The sequence below is a fragment of the Chitinophaga rupis genome, from assembly GCF_900109685.1.
Taxonomy (GTDB): Bacteria; Bacteroidota; Bacteroidia; order Chitinophagales; family Chitinophagaceae; genus Chitinophaga; species Chitinophaga rupis.
Window position 1 is genome coordinate 1,162,437 of the sequence record NZ_FOBB01000001.1, and the last position, 24,447, is coordinate 1,186,883.

Sequence of the window (24,447 nt, forward strand, 5' to 3'; positions counted from 1 at the left end):
GGGCCAGTCCTTTAATACTAAATGCAAAACGCTGTATGCATAACCCTAATGCAGCAAATATCAAACTTACTGCATTAGCTAAGCACACAGCGTTCTTATTAAGCTCAATTCGTAATCCGTAATTGACAATTCGTAATTACGCATGTATGCCTTCCGAAATCTCCTCCACCATCTTTTTACAAAAGGCTGGCAGATCCTTCGGGCTGCGGCTGGTTACCAAACCATTATCCACCACCACTTCCTTATCTTCCCACTGCGCACCGGCATTAATTAAGTCTGTTTTAATACTGGGGTAAGATGTTACCGTACGGCCGGCCAGCTCACCGGTTTCAATTAAGGTCCAGGGGCCATGGCAAATGGCGGCAATGGGTTTGCTGTCATCAAAAAAGCCGCCTACAAAAGCCACTGCGTCTGCATTTACCCTTAACTGATCCGGGTTTAATACACCACCCGGTAATACCAGGGCGTCATAATCTTTTGAGTTGGCCTGGTCAACAGTTTTATCCACATCATACTCGCCGCCCCAGTCTTTTTCAGCCCAGGCCTTTACCTTACCGCCGTGTAATGATATTATATCTACCTGTGCATCGGCATCTTTCAGTGCCTCTAATGGTTTTGTAAATTCAGATTCTTCAAACCCATCTGCTACCAGTATAGCTACCTTCTTGTTGCTGAGTTGCTTTTCCATAAGATCCGTTTTATAGTTGTTAACAAAAATTATTTTCTCATTTATCTGCGGGGTGTGAGGCCTGCGCCTTTTCCCGGTAATAGAACAGGTCCTGGTTGGCAGGCCCGTTAATTACTTTTCCTTTGTAGGTGAACCGGCTGCCATGGCAGGGGCAGTCCCAGCTTTTCTCATCCGCATTCCATTGTATAATACAGCTTAGGTGTGTGCATGCTGCAGATACAATGTGCAGGTCATCCTCTTCATCGCGGTAGATCCCGTATTTATTTTTTCCCAGCTCTACTATCTTCCCTTCACCCTGCTGAATGGAGGAAAGCTCCACCACATCCGCATCATACGGGTATTCTTTCATGTAGCGGAATAAGCCGCCGGCAAATTCCTTTATCCAGGTTTTACCGGAACGGAAATATTTGAACCGTTGCGGATCATAGATCTTTTTCCAGGGATTTACTTGCCCCAATATCAGGTCCGGTATCAGCAAGGCTGCTATAGTGGCATGTGTAAGGCCGTTACCGGAATCGCCGGTAACAATAAATACATTGTCTTTATCCCCGGGGTTACGGCCTATGTAAGCCAGTGAATCCATGGGTTCCATTACCTGGCCGGACCAGCGGTAAATAATTTCTTCTATATTAAATTTTCCACGTACCCAGGTTTCCAGGTGCCGGTACCGTTCCTCATCTGTAATAGGTTCTGCAAAAGCCAGGCCCGTAGCATGGTCTTCACCACCGCATATCAGCAGGTCATGCTTTTCATCATAAGCCTGTATGCGTACATAGTGATAGGGTGGTATAGAAGCATTGGTGTGGTAGTCACCGGTATCCCACCACAATGCATGCGGAATACTATCTTTTGCTACCAGCCCGCCAATTACATACGTACGGTAAGCAAACTGCTTTAGGTGAATGGCATATTTATCATTTACTGGTGAGTTGGTGGCCACCACTACAAAACCGGCATGCACCCGCATGCCCTGGTCGGTAACAATGCCGGTATGGTCTATGGATTCCGCTTTGGTGGAGGTAAATATTTTTCCGCCGTTTGCGGTAATGGCATTACACAAACCATGTAAATATTTTAAAGGATGAAATTGTGCCTGGTTGGCAAATGCAAGGCCGGGCCCCACCTGGGGCAGGCCGGGTACCGCATCCAGCAAAGCCGCTTCCAGCCCGGCTTCCCGGGTAGCGTTATATTCTTTTTCCAGTGAATCTGCTTTATCAGAAGGGTGCAGGAATAAGTAACCGGTCACTCTTTCAAAATCACATATAATACCTTCTGTTTGTATGATCTGTTCGATGGTATCAATCGCGGCGCGGTGGCTTTCTGCTATATGGCGGATGCCTTCTTTTCCAAATACTTTTTCCAGGTGGTAATAACGGTCATCCAATGCAGTTACCAGGTGCGCGGTGGTACGTCCGCTTTCCCCGCTGCCTATGGAGCCGTCCTCTACCAATACCACTTTTTTGCCCAGCATGGTTAAGCGGTAGGCAATGCTTACACCTGCCATGCCGCCACCTATAATTACCACATCTGTTTCCAGGTCTTCCTGCAGGGGCTCATATTGCAGGGTTTGCAAAGAATCCAGCCAGTAACTGCTGTGTATGCCGGAGGTAATATTACTTTCAATTCCTTTATGCTCATTTTGCTGCGCTTGCTCCATAAATCACGCATTTAGGTGTAAGTAGTAATAACAAAAACGGTTCCAGTAGTGCCTACCGTGCAGTGCGCTTTATTACAGGTAATTAGGTTACACTATTCCGTAAACAAGTGTGTATACATTACTACGTTATGCGGGGAATTATTGAATGGCAGCAGTATCGGTTAACGATTGCATAAAGGCAATTACATCCTGCTGCTCCTGCTGGTTCAGGTGCAGTGAATCGGTGGGCAGGGTTTGCCCCTGCAGCTGCATACCCATGCCGGCGCCACCGCCGTTGTTGTAAAAAGTGATCACTTCTTCCAGCGTATTAAATACACCGTTATGCATGTAAGGCGCTGTAAGGGCTATATTGCGCAGGGTAGGGGTTTTAAACGCATAGCGGTATAAGGCTATGTGGTGCACGTTATATTTGCCATTATCTGTATCTATTACCGGTTTATCTTTTATAGCAGGTACCCCGATAATTTCAGCTTCTGCTTTTGCAAAATCCGGTGGAGCTACGCCGTTAAACAGCGGCATAAAATGGCAGGTGCCGCATTTTGCCTTGCCCATAAAAATATTAAATCCTCTTTTTGCTGCAGCAGTCAGCCGGGTGGTATCGCCACGCATATACTCATCAAAAGCGCTGTTCAGTTTTATAAGCGAACGTATGTAGCTGGCAATAGCACGCTGAATATTTTGAGGATTGATCTCCGATGGCTGTACATCAAATGCTTTTTTAAATAATTGCTGGTAGCGGGTTTGCTGCTGCAGTTTCAAGGCAGCGGCTTTTAAGTCGCCATGCATTTCTGCGCGATTATGCACCACAGTATTCACCTGGTCTTCCAGGTAAGCTACGCGCTGGTCATAGAACAAACCGGGTTGCAACGCAGCATTTAAAATAGTAGGGGTATTTCGTATTACCGGTGCTTCTCCGTCCAGGGCAGCAGGGGTTTTCAGTCCGTCGGAAAATGCCTTATGCGGATCATGACAGGTAGCGCAGGAACGTTGTCCGTTGTAGGAAAGCACCCGGTCATAGAACAATTGTTTACCCAGGGTTATTTGATCCGCTGTAATAACCTGCGCCTGGTCAGGTGCATAAAAGGTAACGTCAAAAGCGTCTTTGGCAAATGTATGGGAAGCGGCAGGGTCTAAAAAGTGGGGCAGCTGTGTATAGGGAATATTCAAGGCTTCACGCACCAGTTTTAAATTTACCATCAGCGGATCCAGGTAGTTGCTGATCAGGTGCAAACGGTCCAGCGTATTAAAGTCAGTATGTGTTTGCAGTATTTGCCGGGCGTTGGTAAACAATTCCTGCGTATGGTTAGCCAGCTCTGTGTTAATAAGCTGTACCCGTGTAGCATAAAAATGCCAGATGGTTTCCACACCATGCAAGGCAGCTGCGGCTTCCGGCAGGCTGTATTGCGCTTCCGGTGAGTCAAATCCACTCAGGCCCAGGGAGGAGATACGTAATACTTCCTGCCGCATGGCATCAAACAGCTGTGCATCCGTAAAATCCTGGCTGGATGCCCGCATGTGCACCCGCTGCAGGTTTGCCTGCAGACGTTGTGCTTCCTGCCGCAGTGCTGCGGTATCTGTGTTTTGTAAGGTGGGGAATAATAAGGCTTCCAGCACCTGGAAACCTTCCGGTTGTATAGTCACATCTTTTTCATCTGCTTCTACTTCCTGCAAATTGGGCCCGTTAATAAACCGGTCAGTATAGGGCATGTAATAAGTAGTAAGCAGCTCCAGGGGTTTGTAGGCCAGCCTGGCTGCAAAAAAAGCCTGCTGCAATTTTTGCGTTGGCTGTCGTTGTTCAATAGCCGTACATAGCGCAGCTACCTTCTGCTCCAGCTCATTTGCCTGAAACTGGTACCAGCGGCTGGTAGCCAAAGGTGCAGCACTATCTGCCTTCAGGTCAATAATGCTGTAAGCCAGTATGGCCAGCAGTGTAACAGCTATCACTATAACGCCTATACGCATGTTGCAGGTTGGGTACGGAAAGGGGCTGGCCAAAAAGAATGTAAAATTTTAAACCGGCGAAGGCGGTTCATAGAGACCATTTAAAAGACTTTATGAACGGGATAAATCATAAATGTAAAAGTAAAATGCCGCGAACATGAGTCTGTACCTGTTATCACGGTAATTTACTTTTACATTTGAAAGGTTGCATTTATGATTTTACATTCTTTTGGCCAACCCTGCTTTATCATTAAATTTATCTCGGTAATCCTTTGATCACTACAATCTCACTACCCTGATCTTCATTTGCGCGTTTGGCGCCGCCATCTGCACCTTTATAACGGGCGCCATGCCAGGTATGCGGCTGTATACACAGCGTAAAGGCGTTATCCACACCAATTACACTGGAAATATCCACCAGCGATCCGTATTCCCAGCTACCGAACTTGGAAGTAGCGCTGCCATACTTGGCCGCATCTGCTGCAGTACGGTGATGGTCCAGCTCAAACACGGGTTTCAGCTGTTTGCTGGCAATGGTGTACTGGTACACATATGCATCATGATCTTCCGTACCATAACCATTGGAATCTTCCTGTACGTACACATAATTTTCCGTAACACATACGTTGTCAGGGTTCTGGAACTTATTCGCCGGGCCATTATCATCATCCCCATCCAGTATTACTTCCAGCTTACCTTTTAAGGGGTCGTTTTCATTCAGCACCAGGCGGTACACACGGCCCCATTGGGTGCGCGCGCCATCTGCATTCACACCGCTTACAGGCTGTCCGGTTACAGTAAAATATATTTCGCGGCCATTGGCATCGCTGCCTTTGCGGTAATCCACATCTTCCACGCGGCCAAACTTAATAGCCTTCAGTGGGTCAGTTAGCAGGGCTACCTGCGCACCGGTAAGAGTGCTATCATATCTTACAAATTCCACATCGTAGGTGGAACCGGTTTTCATATCTGTTTCGCGCTGGTTGCCATCTACCCGGCGCAGCATAAACTGGCTGCCTTTTTGCAGGTCGCCCACGGTGTTGCTCATATACAGGAACACCTGGCCGCCGGAAGCATCTTCTGCATCTTCCCCGATCACGATCACAGTTTTACCTGCATAGGTACCTTTAGGCAGGGGCACGGCATTTTCCGCGCTTCTGAAACCAAGGGCTTTCAGCTCATGCCCGGTGGCGGGGTTGCCGGCAGCTGCCAGCGGATCCAGCCCATGTACATTGCCTTCTACATTACTTTCCCCACAGGTCAGGTACAGCGGGCCAAAGCCATGTATCTCCGGTGTAGCCAGGGTGGCAGAACATAAACGCCACTGGCCGCCATCGGAGTTTAACACGTACTCGCCTTTTACAGGTTTAAAGGTTTTGTCCAGCGTAATGCGGGATACCGAATAGTTATCCTCCTGGTTCACCAGCATTACATAGTTATCCCCCTGCTTTAGTATACCGGAGCCATCGGCAGAGCCGCCAAATACATAATTGGGGCTTTGCGGCAGGGTATCATCACTGCTGATCAGGGAATACACTTCCAGGCCTTCAAAACCGGAGAGTTTTTTGATAAAAGCTGGTGTAACAGAATGGTTTTTCCATTCAATGGCGTTATTCGGAGGGTTTTCAGTTCCTCCATCGTTGTCTTTACCACATGAAAGAAACAGTACGCTGGCAGTAAGGCCCAGTAGGGGCAAGGTTTTTCCGAGGTTGATAGTTGACATGAGATTTGACCAATTTAAACTGAAGATAAGGGGGCTATGTTATGCCAGGGTTACCATTATTTTATCTTAATTTGAATTTTGAAAAAGTAGTACGAACAAGGTATGACCGGTGAAAGTTTTTTCTTTCACCCCTGTATTTTTACAGGACTGAATTAACTAACTGTTATGGCTAAACGTATATTGCCCATTCCGGATGCGTTAAATCCTTTTAAGGGAAAAAAGCAGCGCATCATGAACTACAATCCTGCTACCGGTATTGCAGACCGCAAGCCCGTAGCAGAGGTAAAGATCACGGTGTTTGATTTTAAAGATAATCATTGTGAAGAAGTGAAGCTGCAGGATGTAAAAGAGCTGTTACACTATGCAACAACACCGGAAACCAGCTGGATCAATATTGACGGTATCCGCAAAGAAGAGATCCATACTATTTGCACCGGCTTTGGTATTCACTACCTTTTAGAGGAAGATATCCTGAATGTAGGCCAGCGCGCCAAGATGGATGAAATGGGTGATCACTTATTTTGTGTGCTGCCCATGATCTATTTTAATAAGCTTAGCTGTACCATAGAACAGGAGCAGGTGAGCATTGTGCTGGGAAAAAACTTCGTGCTCTCCTTTCAGGAAGATTCCCACCGCGATGTTTTTGATCCCATCCGCGAAAAGCTGCATATCAACGGCTCCCGCATCCGCCTGGCTTTTGCAGATTATTTATGTTACACTTTGCTGGATCTTATTGTAGATAGTTATTTCACGGTGCTGGACAAATTAGGTGAACGTATAGAGCTGATGGAAGATGTGGTGCAGCACGAAGCTAACAACCGCACCCTGGCCCGTATTAATCTGCTGCGCCGGGAGCTGTTATTGTTCCGCCGCGCTATTTCACCTGTGCGGGAACTGGTAAATGGCTTTTTAAAAAGTGAAAGTCCTTTGCTGGATGAGCGCACCATGAAATATTATAAAGATGTGTTTGACCACATTGTGCATTGTAACGACCTTACCGATAACTATAAGGATATGGTGTTTAACCTGCAGGAGCAGTATCACACCCAGCTGAATCTGAAAATGAACGAGGTAATGAAGGTGCTGGCCGTGGTAACCACGCTTATGGCGCCGCTCACGGTAATAGCCGGTATTTACGGTATGAACTTCGATAACATGCCGGAGCTGCACTCACCCAACGGTTACTTTACTACCATAGCAATTATGGTGGTAATCCTTATAATTATGATCATTTTATTTAAGAAGCGGGGATGGTTTTAGAGCCGGTCGTTTTCCCAGTTCTCCAATAATTTGGTGTTGGTATCGTATTTCCAGATAACCGGTTGCAGCTGGTTATTTTCATCGTACGTGCCGCCGGCTATTAATATGGTATGATCATCTACCCACACGGCCTGTTTAATAATAGTGGATGGGCCGGTAAATAAAATGCGTTCGCGTTTTTTCGTTTGTACGTTAACAATAGCCACCTCCGTATCAGGCTCACCGGATTCCAGCACTACTTTACCATGGGTGCCCTGGTGCAGGAAATTTCCATAGCTCACCATATCTATTACCCGGCTGCTGTCGGGGCTATACACAAAAAATTGCCGGAACTGTTCAAACCGCGCCACTTCCATAGAGGTAGTATCTATTGATCCCAAAGTGTCTACCGTGGTACGTTCCAGGCTATCGGTTCCAAAGCCGCCGGCCATGCTGCTGTCTATCCAGCCCTTCCATTGTATCAGGCGCTGTTCTGCCCAGTTCTTAAGCGTGTCTTTCGGTGTGGACTTTATTATTTCAGTAGTTACACTGTCGCGTACAGGAGGTGTTGTTTTAGTATGGTTACATCCATTACAACCCTGCAGCAACCATATAGTAATGATGATAGCCGGTACTAAAAAATAACGGTGTCGGATGTAATGCATTCCAGGCAACAGTACACGTTTAATATTTACAGTTTATTTTTTCTTGTAGATGGGCACTGTGGAGCAAGGCTCTCCATACATAATGCTTTTTACTACAGGGCGCAGCAGGCGGGTGATCTCCACATAGGCAATTTCACCAGCGCCTTTGTCCCCACAGCCTTTGATCACAACCCGTTTATCTGCAAACTCATTCACATCTATCTTATTCAGGTTTTGCAGGAACAGGGTATTATGAATAAAGCCGGCATCGCCAAAAGCAGCGTAATGTGTTACCGGTTCCAGGTAGGTCATTATCAGCATATAGGCCCAGCGGGGCACCACGGCGTCGGCCGTGCAGGTAATGGCTACATTTTTATCGCGGTATTGCTCCCAGTCTAGGTTTTGCATAGCAGTACGGAAATCTTTTTCCTTCAGGATCATTTCCATAAACAGGTAATCCTTTATATCAAACACTACTATTTCTTCTTTGGGATAATAATCTTCCAGGTCCAGTGAAGTAAGTGCGCTCTGCGCTACTTTATTAACAATCTCGTCCATATAAATCCTTTTTCCGTATACGAATTTACGAAATATCCGGCCAAACCCCTTCAAAACAAAAAGCCCGGAACTTACGCTCCGGGCCTTTGCTATAATATAAGTCGTTTGTGAGCTTTAGAAGAATTTACCGCGGTTATCCTGTACATCGCTTTGCTTTTTCAGCACTTCAAACAGCTGCTGATCCAGCATGGATTTAATACCCTGCTCATAGGCAGCGCGCTGTGTGTTCAGGTCCTGTGCGGGTTGTGCGGCAGGCTGGTAGCTGTCTACCTTCAGCACATATACACCGGCAGTACCTTCAATAGGCGCAGATACTTTGGCAGTACCCCAGCTTTTGTTAAAGGCTGCACCTACTACTTTAGGCTCAAAACCTAAAGAGGGTACAAACGGTGTGCTGAAGCTGATACCATCTGCTTTCAGTACCGGCTGGCTGCTGGCTTTTGCAGCAGCATCAATAGAAGCCGGCTGGCCCAGCTTAGCGATCAGCTGTTCTGCTTTTTTATGTTTTTTCACTTCTGCTTCTACCTGCGGTCTAACTTCATCCAGAGAGGCAGTGCCTTCCTGGCGGATACCGGTTAATACCGCTACCACGTATTTGTTTTCAAAAGTGAAAACCTGGCTGGCATCGCCTTTCTTGGCTTCATAAGCCCAGCGTACCAGCTCACGTGCCTGGCCAATACCGGGAATTACAAAATCCATAGGACGGATATTGTCTGCCAGGCGTTTGTTATATCCTTTTTCCTGGATGTTTTTCTCGAAAGATTTCTGATCGCGGTTTTGACCGGCAAATTCGCTGGCAGCAGCATATGCTTTACTGTCGGTTTCTTTACTTACATCCACCGGCTTGCTCAGGTAAGCCACTTTCACGGCAGGACCATAATTTTTCTGGTCCATTATTTCTATTACATGGTAACCGAACTGGGTCTTTACCACTTTTATCTGGCCTTTAGCGCCATCAAACGCAAAATCTTTAAATTCTTTTACGAACTGGGTAGCCGGGGTAATGTCATATTCACCGCCGTTGGCTTTACTACCCGGATCATCGGAGTACTGTGTAACCAGGGCTTTGAAATCGGCGCCACCTTTAATTGCTCTTTCAATACTATCGGCACGGTTATGTGCAATAGAATCGGGCAGGCCTTGCTGGGTACCTATTAATATATGACGCACTTTCACACTGTCCGGCATGGTTTTACGGTCCAGCATTTTTGCCAGCACCAAATAGTTATTATCTACATAGGGACCATAGATAGCGCCCACCGGCAGGTTGAGGATGGTATCTTTATTAGGTACCATCAGCGCAGTTTTGGAAACATACCCGTCGAAGTATTTAATTTCAGAATTACTGTTAATAAAACTCTCGATCTCTTTTGTAGTGTCCATTTCCTGTTTCAGCGCTGCCAGCTGTTGCAGGGCAGCAGCAGAGTCAGCTCTGGAAGGTAATGCATCAAAAGCTACATATTCAACTTTGCGGGCTTCTTCTGTTTTGAATAAAGATTTGTGCGCAGTTATATAATTATTAAGCTCCCCATCAGATACTTTAATAGTAGAATCTGCAATGGTAGCATAAGGCACGTTCACATAAGATATGTTTGCTGTCTGGCTGTTCTCCTGCTGTTGTTCAGCAGCCAGCCATTTAGGATAATATACTGCCTGTTTTACCAGGGTCATATATTTCTGCTGCAGCTGAGTTTTGGAGATCATTTCTTCCAGCTGGTGCAGGGCCTGGCGCATTCTGCCGGATTGGTCCTGCCCGATATTCTGTAAAGCCCGTTGCATTTCGGCGCGGTCAAACTGGCCGGTCTGCGGGTTGGTGAATTGCTGTACAACGATCGGGTTGGGGTTTTTACCATTGAACTGGTCTACCACCTCAGCCTCTGTAACATCTATGCCCAGTTTATCATACTGTGCCTGCATGATCTGCTCGTTCAGGAACTGGTTCCATACCTGCTCACGAATATACTGGCGGGTTTGCTCGTCAATGCTGCCATTGGGCATTTGCTGGCGCGCACCGTTCTCAGCGTCTTGTATACGCTTTTGATAATCGGCGATCTCCAGCTCTTCACCATTAACTTTACCTACACTCGTGGAACGGCGGAATAGGGAATTCTTGCCAAAAAAGGCATCCTGCAGCAGGAAACTAACAATAGCAACGCAGATCACCACTATGATCACCACTGCATATTTATCCCTGATCTTCTGAATAACTGACATAATATTATATAGTATAAAATTTTAGGGAAAGCAAAAATAGAATAAAATAACTGTAACTGCAAAACAGTATTTTCCAGGTCCAAATGCAGTACAGTTAAGGGTTTCAGGCATATATCACCCTTTCGTTACAGCCGGTACATGCACAGGTTATCCACATTTCCGGAAATTTTAATGTATTTATGGCACTGTTTGGTACATATAACGGAATTAGCCACGCATATAGATATGCCGTTCTACGCAGGCCGTAAAAATTTTTATGATTATTCACATTTTTGAAAACGGCCGCTGCCAATCCACATAAAATTGTTTATAACCATTAGCGCGTTATAAAACGAACGGGGGAGTTCCGGTTCACTTTCTAGGCCGGAATTTATCCACAGCCGTTGTGTAAAACCACCGTATAACCCGGTGAAAGAGTGGTAAAAAGCAGGGTTACACACAGGTAAAACTAATTTTGTTATTGTGCCCGCTGGTTGTTTGGATGGTAAAACAGCAAAAAAGGGGAAAGTTAACCCCGTCTGTTAACATTTTCTTAATACACACAGGGGTAAAAAGATGTACACGGAAAATGATATCCACGGGTGTGGATGAAGCGGGTAAAATCCAATATGGTGGCTGATATACGTTGTTAATTTCCTGTGGATAGCTGAGTAAAAAAGAATAACAACTACCTTTGTATACGATGGGAAAATTTAATTTCCACATATTCACCCCCCTAATAGTAGTGGGTTTTTCTTTTTTAAATAAATAACTAAATATATAATTATGATTAGGGAGCTCACGGAAGCGAAAAAAAATTTGCAACGTAATGGATTTTTGGATGTGCCCGTAAATGTGAACCTGGATCTGTTTGCGGAGATTGAAAGATTGAAAAAGGAAAAGAATGCGATTGTACTGGCTCACTATTACCAGGAGCCCGATATCCAGGATGTGGCAGACTATATCGGGGACAGCCTGGGCCTGAGCCAGCAGGCTGCCAAAACAGATGCCGACATCATTGTTTTTGCCGGGGTGCACTTTATGGCAGAAACGGCGAAAATATTAAGCCCGCAGAAAAAGGTGCTGCTGCCCGACCTGAAGGCAGGGTGTTCCCTGGCCGACAGTGCCCCGCCGGAGTTGTTTAAGAAGTTCAGGGAAAAGTACCCGGACCATATCGTGATTTCCTACATTAACTGCTCTGCAGGTATCAAAGCGCTCAGCGATATCATTTGTACGTCTTCTAATGCCGAAAAAATCATCGAAAGCGTGCCAGCTGACCAACCCATCATTTTTGCCCCTGACCGGAATTTAGGCAGCTATCTGATCAAAAAAACGGGTAGGGACATGGTGCTGTGGAATGGCGCCTGCATGGTGCATGAAATTTTCTCCCTGGAAAAGATCACCCGGCTCAAGGTAAGGCACCCTAAGGCAAAGATCATAGCGCACCCGGAATGTGAAGCAGCTGTGCTGGCAATAGCGGATTATATCGGCTCTACCACCGGCTTACTGAAATTCTCAGAAAGGGACGATGCGCAGGAATACATTGTGGTAACAGAAACAGGTATTCTGCACCAGATGGAGAAAAACAATCCTAACAAGACGTTTATACCGGCGCCACCAAATAATGCATGTGCCTGCAATGATTGTCCACATATGAAATTAAACACGCTGGAAAAGCTGTACCTGTGTATGGAGTATGAAGAACCTGAAATTACCATGGATGAACAGCTGCGTATAGCCGCTAAGAAACCGATTGACCGTATGCTGGAGATCAGCGCGCAATATGGATTATAATTAATTGATTATCAATATACTACATCGGTTAGCTATTTTATAATAGTTTTCAAAAAATGAAGGCCCGGAGAATGCGTTATATGGCGTAGATCCGGGCCTTCCTCTTGTATAGATGATTCTAAAGGCCTTCCCCTGATTCTGAATATCTCCCAGGTTACGCACATGTAATCCACATTTGGAAGTTTCTATTTTCCTAGGTTATGAACATGGTATAATTGAATTTTTTTGAAGGATAAGTGAGGAATTTGAAGACGGTAAATATTGGTATGCTAACGCTAACGGTTATATGAAATACAACGGCTGGATATTTGTTTAGTTGGAAAATGATCTGGGTTAACCAAAAATAGGAGGGAACTATTTTAGTATTGTAATAGGTGTCTGGGTGATGCAAACAATTTACAATCTATCTGAAAAGAATTTTTCAAATAATCATAATTGATCAGTGTAAAATACAGCGTACTTTAAAAAGGGGTAACAAATTTATTTTATAAGAATGATCTTATCCGATCTCTTCTACCCAAATAAAATCAGCTTCTGTTTTGCGGAGCGATAAATTATAGCCGGCTACCATAATGGAGATAGGATCTCCCAGCGGTGCAATTTTTTCCACCTTCACCGTTTCTCCGGGCACGCAACCCATTTCCATTAATTTGATATGAAGATCGTCTTTTTCAAAAGAGGTGATCACTGCACTTTTACCTATGGCCAGGGCTGATAACTTTATGGGAAGCTTACTCATTTCACTATCATCATTTATTCATGAATACGCAAAGGTACCTTGTGAAACGTTACCCGCAAAAAACAGGATCCGGCGAATCAGAAATTTCACCATATTTTTACATCTGTTTTTTGAGAATTTATAACAGGAAATTATGGCTATACATTTTGACGCGCATGAAGTAAGCGTTGCTATCAAACAAAAAACAAGACTGAAAACATTTCTCAAAAGTATTTTTGAAAGAGAGGGACAAAAGCTGAAGGAGCTGCAGTATGTTTTTTGCAGCGATGCCTACCTGTTAGAAATGAACCAGCAATTTTTGCAGCATGACACTTATACCGATATTATCACTTTTGAGATGAGCGAAGTACCTGGAGAAACAGTGGGGGAGATTTACATTAGTATTGACCGGGTGCGGGATAATGCGGCAAAGTTTAAAGTAAGTGAAGAGCAGGAATTGCACCGGGTGATTTTTCATGGCGCCCTGCATTTATGTGGGTATAAGGATAAGACGAAAAAAGATGCGGCACTGATGAGAGAAAAAGAGGACGAATGTTTGAAGTTGTATTTTGTGGGATGAGGGAGTTTTAAATAGGGAGAGTTTAGGTTATGGGCGATAGATGATTTTTGTTTTGCCAGAGATGGTTACTGCTTATTATAACTCAGAGAAATGTAATTCCAAAAATTGAGCGTTGTTAACCTTGCTGTTTTGTATAATAGAACCTGAAGAGTAAAATTATTTTCACTTTCCCTTATTTTGATTGATGTGTTTTTCTTCAGGAATTTAATGTGCTACTCCTTGCACAATTCGGAAACCCGGAAATGTACCTCACGCTTCTTTACTCAAAATTATTTAGGAAATACTTTTGGATGCAAACATGCACTATCGGTAAAACAGAGGTTCCATCTTGTAATAGAACATTTGGTCGTGCAGGTACACGAACTTTTTAGGTTGTTATGCTTTCAGAATTATTTAAGACGGAAAATATTTTCTAAAGAGGTTAACCTAAAAATAGAATAGGTGTGCTAGACTTAAGTTGGTTATGGTTAAACAACGAAGCTTGCAGATTACCAAAACCTGGATGAGGGAGCAATAGATTTTCAGAATGAATGGGAGAGGTGAGGATGATTTTTTATGTGGTATAATGAGAGTGCATCGAAAATTTATTCAGGCTGACATAATTGTCCCTCTATTTTTTTAATATCTATCTCTACGATACTATTATCCGTAATCTTTACTATTTCACTTTTGACCTGATCTTAACAAGGGGAGGAAAGCATTTTTTTCTTCATCTTACTCTTATTGTACAATAATCGACGATACTTTTTAGATAAGAGCTGCATTGACATGGAACAATCTACTTTGTGAAATCTGTATGTTCCACGTGGAACACTAGATACAGAATTAGTTTTTCATTATCCTTCAGTATAAAGAAGGAAGATTTCATTGACACTAGAGGTTGATTGATGAGCACATTGGTATTTGAAAGATTGTAAGATCTATCGAAATCATAGATCCCGCCTTCCTTGAAAGTATGAGTTTTGATTAATCAAAGGGAATTTACTGAAAAGTACTCCCATTGGTATGTGATGGACAGAGTAAATGGAAAGATCTGAGCGGAGATTATCTTCTAAAAAGTATGATCCAGGAGTATTGTTTGAGGATAGGGAATATGAGGATTGCCCTTTGGTACCTGGGATAAAGGGGCAGACTGCATACAATTAAGACATAAAAGTAGCAGGCGAGTAGAGATTTCTCACCCTAGGGATGGCCCTCTTTTAATGAGAGAGATAGACATAAGATCTTGTTTAGGGGTTAAAGTATACTCATTCATTACAGCCTTTAAACACTTTTTGCCCCTGAACCGCCCTTATAAATTCAAACCAACCTTCATCAGAATGCCGGTAATGAAACTTTTTTAATACCAGGCTAGGCCGCACTCTTTAGTATTGGAGGTGATCCTGTAGGACAATGTCAAGGAACATGTGCGGTCCCAACCGGAAGATATTGCCTCCTTTTAAGAAAGAGTATTGAACAGGATTATCTATTCCTTTACTTATAAGTCTGCTTTAAAGGGCCTCAACTAAGGAGAGACGGCAGGTGTAGAATGATCTTCCTCCTGTACATACAAGATTTCCTCGTTCAGTTTGCAGAAAAACCTGTTAGTTTCATATGGTCTTTCCCTGCACGTATCCAAACTGTTGTTGACCGTGTGGAGGTTACTGGTAACGGTACCCAGGTATAGTTGAATAGAGGTTGTAGTTCCATTAGTGCAGGAGAGTATCTTTGCCAATACTGGAATATTCATAGCGACCTATCACCCTTGAAGAAGTAGGTAGTTATCAATAGAGGGTAAATAGGCTAGGGGACGCCCGGATCCTGACATTCTTCCCCTATATCTGGTGGGCTGGATAGGTCAAAGTGCCCTTATAAATACTATTACTTCTTGTAATTGCTGTCTTATTTGATGTTTCCAGCTCAGATAATTTGAAATCCTTTTACCTCTATGAGTTCCTGCGCAGCATCATTCTTCTTCATTTGCCTGGAAAGTCCTGACCACTTATAGCTATCCTGACCCTGGGAATGTTTATTTAGGAGGGGTGATTATTGGTACTTTGAGGGTAGTACTCTATGTGTTTTACTCCTACCTTGAATGAATAAACCAATTCAATTTATGGATAGATTACCAATAAGAAGCGAGCCAAGTGGGTGAGAGGGTAGCCATCTAATATACCCCGCAGCCCTACTCAACTACTTTTCACGGCCCACGTTTTATAACAGAGGGCTGGTATCAGATAAGATTGCAACATGCTATTATAGGAACTTACTCAGGTTGGGGAGTGTCTTGATAGTACCTTCTTCCATGTATAAGGACTGGGAATTCTTGTGTCTCGCCCGGTATTCCATATGCTCCACCATCAGTGACTAGAGATAATTGCTGTGAATATAGTCTTAGGAAGATCTTGTTCACTTCCCCGGTTCGTATGGTTCCATTACCAATACCGATGTTAGGAGTAATTACTGTGAACATTGGGGGTGCTAGGAGATTTTTGTTTCACTCTCCTTGTTCCATATTGTTCCATCACGGATTATTAGAAATAGTTACTGTGAGCATTTGCCGTCCTAGGAGAATCCTTGTTTGACCTCCCTGTTCCATATTGTTCTATCACCAGTTATCAGGAACAATTACTATGAGAATTGGGGCTACTAGGAAGGTCCTGGCTTCACGACCCTGTTCCGTATGGCTCCATCACTAGTTATTATTAGGGATAATTACTCTTCAGTCCGTATTGTTTGAACACCAGTTATTGGTAAGAATTACTGTAGAGCATTGCCAATAATGTACTGCCTTTATACACTAGCATACTTCCACAATGCAGAATACCTACAGAATACCTACATGGAGGTAAGCTATATTTAGGCAATAAGGTAGGAGAAAGGTGGAAGAGGGAGGTGAAGGAAGGTGAAGGAAGGTAGGCTGACCTGTACAAAAGATCCATTAGGAATCTAAGATCATGATTGTGATTTAAATCTGCAAAGTGATAATATCAACACTTTGCATGTCACGTGGTATAAAGCACCTGTCTGGTCATTAAGCTATTACTTCTCCATGTCATTGTACACCCTGCACAGCTATTTTATTGCGTTAGAGAAGTACTTCCAGCTAATAATCTTTCAATCAGCGTCAATACTTATAGTACCGTCACCGTCCTGATCCATTTGGCTGCTATGATTATGTACAGAACAACAAGGCATTGGCGCCAGTGTTACTTACATAGGCGGTGTCTACAACAGTATACCAAATGGTCGCGGTGTGAATGGCACCACCCGCTATTATAACCCCGAGATGAAACCACCTTCATGTTCCACGTGGAACACTAAACAAAAACCTCAGTTATCCTTGCTTATATGTAATTTTGCATCTTCTACAATATAAAACGAAGTATGTTTCCTTCTTATGATGTTATAGTGGTGGGCGCCGGACATGCCGGTTGTGAAGCTGCAGCTGCAGCAGCTAACATGGGATCCAGGGTATTACTGGTAACCATGAATATGCAAACTATTGCCCAAATGAGCTGCAACCCTGCCATGGGTGGTATAGCTAAAGGGCAAATAGTACGTGAAATAGATGCGCTGGGTGGATACTCCGGTATTGTTACAGATCAATCTATGATCCAGTTCCGGATGTTAAACCGATCCAAAGGACCTGCGATGTGGAGCCCCCGTACCCAAAACGACCGGATGTTATTTGCCACTAAGTGGAGGGAAGCATTGGAGCAAACCCCGAACGTAGATTTTTACCAGGACATGGTAAAAGGTCTGTTAGTAAAAGATGGTAAATGTTATGGTGTTATCACCGGATTAGGACATGAAATAAAAGCCAAATCAGTAGTACTTACCAATGGTACTTTCCTGAATGGCGTAATGCATATTGGCGATAAACAATTCGGTGGAGGACGGGTAGCAGAAAAAGCTGCCACCGGAATTACCGAACAACTGGTATCCCTGGGTTTTGAAAGCGACCGTTTGAAAACAGGGACCCCTCCAAGGATTGATGGCCGCAGCCTTGACTACTCAAAAATGGAAGAGCAAAAAGGTGATGAAGAGATCACCGGCTTCTCATACCTGGATGTAGAAAAAATAAAACCCGAACAGCAACGCAGCTGTTGGATCACCTATACCAGTGCCGAAGTTCATGAGGCATTGAAGACCGGCTTCGATCGTTCACCCATGTTTCAGGGAAGGATCCAGGGTGTAGGCCCGAGGTACTGTCCAAGTATTGAAGACAAGATCAACCGTTTTGCAGAAAGAGAAAGACATCAGCTGTTCGTAGAACCGGAAGGTTGGAACACCGTGGAAATATATGTGAATGGTTTTTCTACCTCCCTGCCGGAAGATGTACAATACAAAGCCCTGCAAATGGTACCCGGTTTTGAGAACTGCAGAATGTTCCGCCCGGGCTATGCCATCGAGTATGATTATTTTCCACCTACCCAATTACAGTTTTCCCTGGAAACAAAACAGGTGCAAAACCTTTTCTTTGCCGGACAAATTAATGGTACCACCGGGTACGAGGAAGCAGCTTGCCAGGGTTTAATAGCTGGTATGAATGCTCATCTGAAAGCTAGTGGTCAGCCACCGTTTGTATTAAAAAGGAGTGAAGCATACATTGGAGTATTGATAGATGACCTTATAAACAAGGGTACCGAAGAACCTTACCGCATGTTTACCTCCCGGGCAGAGTTCAGAACATTACTCCGTCAGGATAATGCAGACCTCCGGTTAACAGAAAAAAGTTATCGCTTAGGTTTGGCCTCCCAGGAAAGAATTGAAAAAGTGCAGCAGAAACAGGAAGGTGTTGCTAAAGTAAAATCCATTTTGAAAGAGCTGCCCCTGGATCCGGAAGATATTAATCATCACCTGGAAGAAAAAAATTCTGCGCTGCTTACCCAACGGCAACGTGCCTGGCAAATTTTACTGCGCCCCGGAATGGATATTTTGTCCATGAAAAACAGGGTGCAAAAAATTGCAAATGCGCTGGAAAGTTTTTCAGCAGAAATTTTGGAACAGGCAGAGATCCAGATCAAGTATGAAGTATACATTGAAAAGGAAAATGAACTGGTGAAAAAAATGAGCCAACTGGAAGACCTGGTGATCCCGGAAGCTTTTGATTATACCAAATTGGTTTCACTCAGTTCAGAAGCCCGTCAGAAATTTAATAAAATTCGTCCGCGTACTTTAGGACAAGCCAGCCGGATCAGCGGCGTGAATCCAAGTGATGTACAAATTTTAATGGTGTACATGGGACGGTAAAATAAATACTGTTTAAAAATGCTGAAGGGAAATGTTCCACGTGGATATTTCCCTTTTTCGTACCAGAAAAGACTTATTTCTATTAACTAATTGATTATCAAATAATTAACTAATAAAATTGCAGCTTCATTATCTCCCCAAATTTTAACGATCGCTCCCTGAAGCTGGTGTTAGTATCAAAACAGGGATATAAAGAATTTAGCGCCTTTAAAATGGATATTTTGAGAACCACATATTTTTTTACTAAAAATTGTGGATAAAAGCAACGCTTTGTATTTAACCGACGTAAATATTAAGGTGATTATTGTAAAACGAATATCTTTATACTCTCTGAAAAAAAGTTGTGTACTTTAAGGGGAACGTAAGAAAAAAAAGGTAACAGATATTTCGTGCACGAACTGAACGACATTATTGAAGGCTGTCGGAACTTAAACCGTAACAGCCAGGAATTATTGTATCGGCAATTCTATGGATATGCCATGAGTATTGCTTTGCGGTATGCACAAAATAAGGAGGAAGCAATTGAAATTTTAAATGATGGGTTTCTGAAAATATTTCAACACATCTCTGAATTTGATACGACACGTCCCTTCAAAAGCTGGCTGGCCAAAATAGTGGTAAATACAGCCATCGATCATCTGCGCAGTAAAAAACGAATTTCTTTCACAGAAGATATAACACAGGTGTATGACCTGGGTATGGATGATAAAGCAATGGACAAGCTCTCGTATGATGAGTTGTTGTTGCTGGTACAATCTTTACCCCCTGCTTACCGCACTGTTTTTAACCTGTATGTAATGGAGGGGTACCAGCACCAGGAAATAGCAGAACAATTGGGGATATCGGAGGGAACCTCCAAGTCTAATCTTTTTAAGGCAAAAAAAATATTGAAAGAAAAAATAGAAAAGGCTACATCCTATAACACCGTAAGATAAAATATAAAAACCCACGAGGGTTACGTAAAATGAGTGACGCGTTTGATAATAAGTTTCGTGAGAGGTTGAGCGAAGAAAATTTTCCATTTGATCCGGATGCCTGGAAAAAAATGGAAAGGAAACTGGATGCTCTCGACAACGACACCAACAGAAAACCTTTCTGGTGGTGGCTGGCGCCGCTTGTATTAATATTATTGGGTACAGGCGCTTTCATTTGGTGGCGCAACAGCACTACCACAACAACCAGCCCGGTTGTTGAAACAACAAAAACTACTGAGCAGGCGACCACTACTTCACCTGCAGATTCCGTCTTGACTTCTAATGAAAAAATTGTTGCACCAAATGATAATAACAGTGCAGTTGTACCTCCTGTTTCAAAAACACCTTCAGCATCATCTGATGTTACAACGTTAACACCTGCACGAAATAATAATTCAACACCAGCAAACGCCTCCGTGAATAAGCCCGGACAAAATAAATATAATACTACAGGTAAGGGGTTTGCGGCAGACCGGCTGGCAAATAAACAGAGAACAAAAAATACTTCACCGGTAGCCGATCAGTCAGAACAACCATTGTCAAATTCAAATGATGTAACGGGAACGGACGTATCAAATGCTCCGGCTCCGGTTAATAAAAATACTTCCGGCTTAGCAGAAGAAAATGAGGTGCTGCGTTTACTCAATACTCATTACTTTACTAATCCGGCAGTTTCTGCTAAACTAAACCGCAGTGGTCATTTACCCATTAAAGAGATCGCGGAAAAAACGGAGAAAAAGAAAAACACCGTTCCCAGCCGCAAAGGATTTTCTGTTGGGTTAATGCTGGGACCTGTGTTTAACGTAGCCCCTTCACTGGAATATGGAAAGTTTGGTTTGGATGGTGGAATACTGGTCAACTATCATATAAACAATCGATGGTCATTCACCACCGGTGCAGTGTATAGCGATAAACCTTATGGCGGTACCCGGAAAGATTATGGTGTAATAAAAACATGGTCTTACCCAATGAATACAGTAAAGCGCATAGATGCAAACTGTAAAGTGCTGGATGTGCCCATCAATATTAACTACACTTTTATGGACAGACCTAAGTATACCTTAACAGCTACTGTTGGTTTGTCCAGCTATTTTATGCTCAAGGAAGAATATACTTATAAAAGGGACTATATGACCGACTGGAATAAATCCCTGAGCAATGAAAATCAGCATTACCTGTCGGTGCTTAACTTAGCTTTCACTTACCAGCTGCCGCTGAATAGCCATATGTCATTAGGCATACAACCGTTTGTAAAAGTACCGCTGGGTGATATTGGATATGGGCAGGTAAAATTATATTCCACCGGGGTAGCCGTACAGCTGAATTTTAACCAATTCAGGCGCAAGCAATAGGCCGGTAGTTTCTTTTTGCTTATATTAGGTATAAGAAACGTTATGACCTATGCATGGTTTATTGCTTACTACCGGCGCAATACTTTTCCCCCTGCTGCTAAATGCGCAAACACCATCAACTGACTACGACCAATATCTGCTGATTGGCACCTATACCAAAAAGCAAAGTGAAGGTATTTATATCTATGCCTTTAACTCACAAACAGGAGCGGTAAAACCGGTAAGTATTACCAAAGGTGTGGATAACCCTTCTTTCCTGGCTATTGCACCGGATAAAAAACATGTATACTCCGTAAACGAAGTTGGTGAGGAAAGAACCGGCAGTGTAAGCGCTTTTGCATTTGATAATGCCACCGGCCAGCTGCAGTTCCTGAATAAACAGCCTTCCGGTGGAGAAGGTCCCTGTTATATTAATACCGACAGCGCCGGCACACATGTGCTGGTGGGCAATTACGCTGGCGGCAGCTTATCCGTACTACCGGTACAGGCAGACGGAAAGGTTGGCGCCCCGCTGCAAACCGTGCAACATACCGGATCCAGTGTGGATAAGAACCGGCAGGAAAAGCCGCATGTGCATTGCGTGGAGTTTTCGCGGGATAATCAATACCTGTATGTGCCTGACCTGGGAATTGATAAAGTAGGTATTTACAAGTATGATCCCAATTCGCCTTTACTGCTGCAGGAGGCCAACCCATCCTATGCACCGTTGCCGCCAGGCTCCGGTCCGCGGCATATTACTTTTCATGCCAATGGCAAATGGGCTTATCTTATTCATGAGCTGGATGGAAAAGTAACGGCATTTAAATATGATGCCGGCAAGCTTACACCCATACAAACGATTTCTACTTTGCCGGCTACCTATAAAGGCAAGGTCTCAGGTGCAGATATTCACATTTCACCGGATGGGAAATTTTTGTACGCCTCCAACCGCTATGATCTGAATAACATTGTGTATTATTCCATTGATCAACGTAGTGGGAAACTGGTGTGGAAAGGGCAGCAGTCCGCCGGTGGAAAAGCGCCCCGCAATTTTATGATAGACCCTTCCGGCAACTTCCTGTTAGTGGCCAACCAGGATAGCGATAATATTGTTCTGTTTAAACGCAATCCCACTACCGGTGCTATAAAACCCACCGGCGAGCAAATAAAAATTTCTATGCCTGTATGTTTAAAAATGATAGCCGTGGAAAAGCAGTAATATTTATGGCATAGCATTTTCGGTACGTAGTAAAACTAAAAAGGTACTGCTATGAAAAATAATCAAAACAAACCAGAAAAGAAGGACCTGCCGCAAGCGCCCAGCATGAAAGAGCAGGAGGAGAAAAGAGATAAAACATTTCCCGGTTACCCCACTTATCCCGCGAGCGAGGATATTATGAACCAGGGTGAACAGGAAGACCTGGATGTGGAAAACGTTACCCGCAATGTTCAGCTGAATAATGAATTAGCAAAGAATAAAGAGGATTTACCGGAAGAAGAAAGGAAGCTGGATATACCTGGCGCAGAACTGGATAATGAGGGAGAAGATATTGGTGAGGAGGATGAAGAAAATAATTTTTATAGTTTAGGTGGCGACCGGCATGAGGATCTGGAAGATGATCAGTTAGTAGAGCGGGATGATGAAGAATAAACTATAACAGCGGTGTTAACAGCCGGCATAGTGCATCTACAAACTTTTCACCTATAGAGCGGTTCTTCCAGCTGCGGCGGGTAATAAGCACAGCGTTATCCAGATCATCTTCAAAAGCAGCGTTTAGTTCTTTTACAACAACGCGGTCATACATAATAGCCGCAATTTCAAAGTTCAGGTAAAAGCTGCGGTTGTCGAGGTTTACGGTACCTACTATTGCCAGGTTATCATCAACGATCATGGATTTAGCGTGGATAAAACCTTTCTGATAAAAGTACACTTTCACTCCTGCATCCAGCATGGGTTTGATGAAGGATTGTGCGGCATGCTGCACAAAAAATGAATCGCCCTGCTGGGGTAACAATAACTCTACATCTTTACCGGCTTGTGCAGCCATTTGCAAAGCTGTTAATAATTGTTCATTCGGAATAAAGTATGGATTGCTGATGCGTATGCGGCGGCGGGCTACATTAATGGCCATAATAATGGTTTGCATAGCCATGGGCCACGGTGAATCCGGACCGCTGGCAACAATATCCGTAAAACACTCACCGGTAAAGGTTGCACGCTGGTAATAGGGGGCTGCAAACGGGAAATCTTTTTTACTGCAATAGCGATAGCTCATCATAAACTGCAGCTGTAGCTGGTTCACCACATCACCTTCCAGCTGCAGGTGGGTATCCCGCCAAAACACTTCATTGTTGCCATTATTAAGGTAACGTTCATCCATATTTATACCACCCGTAAAACCAATTTTTCCATCTACCACAATGATCTTACGGTGATCCCGGTAATTAGCATTCAGGTAAAAATCCAACAGCACCGGTGAAAAAGCATATACTTCCGCACCATGCTCTTTCAGGCGGCGGGTTATTCCGCCCATGTTGTCACATCCCAGGTCGTCATAAATAAAACGGACTTCCACTCCCGCCTGCAGGCGTTCTACTAAAATATCTATTACCGCATTTCCTACGCTATCCACAGCAAAAATGTAATACTCTATATGAATGTGATGCTGCGCCCCGCGCAGTGCTTCCATTACGGCCGGAAACTTTTGCTCGCCGTTCAGTAATATTTTTACGCGGTTATTACGGGTAAGCAGTGAGTGCATGGTATTCAGCAGCATAGCCGCTATTTCCTGTTTACTGGCTACCAGGTGGCGTAGCTCCAGCTGCATTTGTTCTATCTCAGGCCGTTTATTTTCCCAGTACCGCAGCATAAGGGATTCATCCCTGGAACCTTTAAAGGTAAAGCGTTTGCGCTTACGCAGATCGCGCCCCAGGTAATAGTATACCACCAAACCAACCAGGGGTAAAAATACCAGCAGCAGTATATAAGCCATGGCTTTAATAGGGTTGCGGTTCTCCAACAAAATAGTGCCTACTACCCCTACAAATGTGAGGAGCACCAATAGATAGCTGAATATTTTAATAGCCAGGTGCCAGTTAGTTTCTGATAATAAATGGAGGATGGTAAACACAACAGGAAGCGATTATTGTTGATAAAGATAAAAGTTTATGC

Annotated in this window: 17 protein-coding genes; 8 read left to right on the forward strand and 9 right to left on the reverse strand. The window is 43.8% G+C overall.

What is annotated here, in order from left to right; translation table 11 throughout:
* Positions 1-136 precede the first annotated feature (136 nt).
* The 4 genes from BMZ54_RS04590 to BMZ54_RS04605 all read right to left on the reverse strand — a co-directional run bounded on the left by BMZ54_RS04590 (position 137) and on the right by BMZ54_RS04605 (position 6,009).
* On the reverse strand, positions 137-688 hold the full coding sequence (locus BMZ54_RS04590; protein ID WP_089906941.1) for a type 1 glutamine amidotransferase domain-containing protein: 552 nt from the start codon (positions 686-688) through the stop codon (positions 137-139).
* 37 nt (positions 689-725) lie between these two features.
* The gene (locus tag BMZ54_RS04595) at positions 726-2,345 is read right to left on the reverse strand and encodes an FAD-dependent oxidoreductase (RefSeq protein ID WP_089906942.1); all 1,620 of its coding nucleotides are present in this window, start codon (positions 2,343-2,345) and stop codon (positions 726-728) included.
* A 138-nt stretch (positions 2,346-2,483) separates the two neighbouring features.
* Entirely contained in the window at positions 2,484-4,307 is a 1,824-nt protein-coding gene (locus BMZ54_RS04600; RefSeq protein ID WP_143080906.1) for a cytochrome-c peroxidase, read from the reverse strand.
* Between the two features lie 235 nt (positions 4,308-4,542).
* On the reverse strand, positions 4,543-6,009 hold the full coding sequence (locus tag BMZ54_RS04605; RefSeq protein WP_162277472.1) for a PhoX family protein: 1,467 nt from the start codon (positions 6,007-6,009) through the stop codon (positions 4,543-4,545).
* Between the two features lie 165 nt (positions 6,010-6,174).
* Between BMZ54_RS04605 and corA the strand changes: the two genes are divergently transcribed.
* Entirely contained in the window at positions 6,175-7,269 is a 1,095-nt protein-coding gene (gene corA / locus BMZ54_RS04610; protein ID WP_089906944.1) for a magnesium/cobalt transporter CorA, read from the forward strand.
* Here the strand turns inward: corA and BMZ54_RS04615 are convergent.
* From BMZ54_RS04615 to BMZ54_RS04625, 3 genes are all read right to left on the reverse strand, one after another.
* The gene (locus tag BMZ54_RS04615; RefSeq protein WP_089906945.1) at positions 7,266-7,913 is read right to left on the reverse strand and encodes a hypothetical protein; all 648 of its coding nucleotides are present in this window, start codon (positions 7,911-7,913) and stop codon (positions 7,266-7,268) included. The two genes, corA and BMZ54_RS04615, sit on opposite strands and share 4 nt — an antisense overlap.
* A 33-nt stretch (positions 7,914-7,946) precedes the next feature.
* Positions 7,947-8,450, reverse strand: coding sequence for a DUF2480 family protein (locus tag BMZ54_RS04620; RefSeq protein WP_089906946.1), 504 nt, complete (start codon positions 8,448-8,450; stop codon positions 7,947-7,949).
* A 114-nt stretch (positions 8,451-8,564) separates the two neighbouring features.
* A complete protein-coding gene (locus BMZ54_RS04625) occupies positions 8,565-10,664 on the reverse strand; it encodes a peptidylprolyl isomerase (protein ID WP_089906947.1) in 2,100 nt (699 codons plus the stop codon).
* A 765-nt stretch (positions 10,665-11,429) separates the two neighbouring features.
* Here BMZ54_RS04625 and nadA point away from each other — a divergent pair.
* Positions 11,430-12,437 (forward strand): quinolinate synthase NadA, encoded by a 1,008-nt coding sequence (gene nadA / locus BMZ54_RS04635; RefSeq protein WP_089906949.1) that lies wholly within the window; start codon positions 11,430-11,432, stop codon positions 12,435-12,437.
* A 499-nt stretch (positions 12,438-12,936) separates the two neighbouring features.
* Here nadA and BMZ54_RS04640 read toward each other — a convergent pair whose 3' ends face one another.
* Positions 12,937-13,176: a FeoA family protein gene (locus BMZ54_RS04640; RefSeq protein WP_089906950.1), complete on the reverse strand. Its 240-nt coding sequence runs from the start codon at positions 13,174-13,176 to the stop codon at positions 12,937-12,939.
* A gap of 133 nt (positions 13,177-13,309) precedes the next feature.
* Here BMZ54_RS04640 and ybeY point away from each other — a divergent pair, with 133 nt between their 5' ends.
* The 6 genes from ybeY to BMZ54_RS04675 all read left to right on the forward strand — a co-directional run bounded on the left by ybeY (position 13,310) and on the right by BMZ54_RS04675 (position 22,926).
* Positions 13,310-13,735: an rRNA maturation RNase YbeY gene (gene ybeY / locus BMZ54_RS04645; protein ID WP_089906951.1), complete on the forward strand. Its 426-nt coding sequence runs from the start codon at positions 13,310-13,312 to the stop codon at positions 13,733-13,735.
* A gap of 3,366 nt (positions 13,736-17,101) precedes the next feature.
* Positions 17,102-18,970 carry a tRNA uridine-5-carboxymethylaminomethyl(34) synthesis enzyme MnmG gene (gene mnmG / locus BMZ54_RS04655; protein ID WP_089906953.1) on the forward strand — a complete coding sequence of 623 codons (1,869 nt, stop codon included), beginning with the start codon at positions 17,102-17,104 and terminating at the stop codon, positions 18,968-18,970.
* A gap of 389 nt (positions 18,971-19,359) precedes the next feature.
* Positions 19,360-19,905 (forward strand): RNA polymerase sigma factor, encoded by a 546-nt coding sequence (locus BMZ54_RS04660; protein WP_089906954.1) that lies wholly within the window; start codon positions 19,360-19,362, stop codon positions 19,903-19,905.
* A gap of 110 nt (positions 19,906-20,015) precedes the next feature.
* Positions 20,016-21,296 (forward strand): hypothetical protein, encoded by a 1,281-nt coding sequence (locus BMZ54_RS04665; RefSeq protein ID WP_143080907.1) that lies wholly within the window; start codon positions 20,016-20,018, stop codon positions 21,294-21,296.
* Between the two features lie 49 nt (positions 21,297-21,345).
* Positions 21,346-22,494 (forward strand): lactonase family protein, encoded by a 1,149-nt coding sequence (locus tag BMZ54_RS04670; RefSeq protein WP_089906956.1) that lies wholly within the window; start codon positions 21,346-21,348, stop codon positions 22,492-22,494.
* A 51-nt stretch (positions 22,495-22,545) separates the two neighbouring features.
* Positions 22,546-22,926: a hypothetical protein gene (locus tag BMZ54_RS04675; protein ID WP_202909135.1), complete on the forward strand. Its 381-nt coding sequence runs from the start codon at positions 22,546-22,548 to the stop codon at positions 22,924-22,926.
* 1 nt (position 22,927) lies between these two features.
* On the opposite strand, the gene cls is transcribed toward BMZ54_RS04675, so the two are convergent.
* Positions 22,928-24,406, reverse strand: a complete 1,479-nt coding sequence (gene cls, locus BMZ54_RS04680; RefSeq protein ID WP_089906957.1) for a cardiolipin synthase — start codon at positions 24,404-24,406, stop codon at positions 22,928-22,930.
* Positions 24,407-24,447 lie beyond the last annotated feature (41 nt).